The organism is Jiella pacifica (assembly GCF_010500815.1).
Taxonomy (GTDB): domain Bacteria; phylum Pseudomonadota; class Alphaproteobacteria; order Rhizobiales; family Rhizobiaceae; genus Jiella; species Jiella pacifica.
In genome coordinates this window covers 1-1527 of record NZ_JAAAMG010000063.1, presented here as the reverse complement: position 1 = coordinate 1527, position 1527 = coordinate 1, and the positions used below count along the sequence as shown (strand labels likewise).

At 60.2% G+C, this 1527-nt stretch carries 1 protein-coding gene; it reads right to left on the bottom strand.

Annotation, left to right across the window (positions count from 1 at the left end):
- Nucleotides 1-74 precede the first annotated feature (74 nt).
- A protein-coding gene (locus GTK09_RS27040) for an IS3 family transposase (protein ID WP_246218167.1) occupies nucleotides 75-1438 on the bottom strand; the annotation gives its coding sequence in 2 pieces (ribosomal slippage) (nucleotides 75-1088 and nucleotides 1091-1438; 1362 coding nt in all).
- Nucleotides 1439-1527: the final 89 nt, after the last annotated feature.

Here is a 1527-nt window from a genome sequence, read left to right as displayed (position 1 = left end):
TGTCCGTCGTCAGAACATTTCGCGCAGATTGGGGTTTGGATTAGCGAAGAGCGGGCTTCGTCTCTGTTTCGGTTTTAAGCGGCGAGCTTGCGGTGCTGCAAGCGCCGATGTTCGATTGTTTCTCGCTTGATCCTTTCGCGCTTTTTGATGATAGCGGATGCCCTGCCGAAGTAAGCGTCGGCGGGTGTTACGTTGTCGAGGCTCTCATGGTAGCGCCGATGATTGTAGTGCTCGATGAACGCCTCGATCTGTCGCTCGAGATCGCCGGGAAGGAAGTAGTTTTCGAGCAGGACGCGGTTCTTCAGGGTCTGGTGCCAGCGCTCGATCTTTCCCTGGGTCTGGGGGTGGAACGGCGTGCCCCGGACATGGCTCATCTTGTTGGCTTCGATGTATTCGGCCAACTCTCCGGCGATATAGCTGGGGCCGTTGTCGCTGAGGAGCCTGGGCTTGTGAAGCACGACGGCGCCGTCGCAGCCGGAAGCCTCGAGAGCGAGGTCGAGCGTGTCGGTGACGTCGCTGGCGCACATGGTGGAGCAGAGCTTCCAGGCGATGATGTATCGCGAGAAGTCGTCGAGCACGGTCGACAGGTACACCCAGCCCCATCCGATGATCTTGAAGTACGTGAAGTCGGTTTGCCACATCTCGTTCGGGCGCGTCGTTTTGGTGTGGAACGCCTCTGCGGCCTTGATCACCGTGTAGGCCGGGCTGGTGATGAGGTCGTGGGCCTTGAGCAGCCGGTAGACTGTCGCCTCAGACACGAAGGTGCGTTTCTCGTCGGTGAAGCGGACGGCCAGCTCGCGTGGCGAAAGCTCGGTCTCTTCCAGCGCCATCTCGATGATCTGCTCCCGGATATCGTCTCCAATCCGGTTCCAGACCCGGCTTGGTGCCGACGGCCGATCCTCTAGCGCCTCTGGTCCGCCCTCACGATAGCGGTCATACCAGCCATAGAATGTGCGGCGGGCGATGCCGAGTTGGTCCAGCGTGCGTTTGGCGGGCAGATGCGACTGCTCGACGGTTCTGATGATCTCCAGCTTCTCGGATGCGGGGTACCTCATTCGTCGTCTCCCCCATCCGCGATCATGCTTTTTTTAAGCAGACGGTTCTCGAGGGTGAGATCGGCGAGGCATTCCTTCAGGTCGCGAGCCTCGCGGCGCAGTCCCTTGACCTCGTCCGTGGTGGCGGCACGGGCAGTGTCGCCCGACAGACGACGCTTGCCGGCCTCGAGGAATTCCTTCGACCAGGTGTAGTAGAGGTTTTGCGCGATGCCTTCCCGGCGGCACAGTTCGGCGATGCTGTCGTCGCCGCGCAAGCCGTCGAGAACAATACGGATCTTGTCCTCGGCGGAGAAGTGCCGGCGGGTTTGACGACGAATGTCTTTTACCACCTGCTCGGCAGGCGCTTTGGCCGGCGATTTTGGATTGGAGGGTTTGGGCTTCATCTTCGTTCCTTCGTCACTACGACGAAGCCCAAACCCTCCTCACATCACAACCTCAAATCTGTGCGATAGGCGCTGACGGGGGACAATCG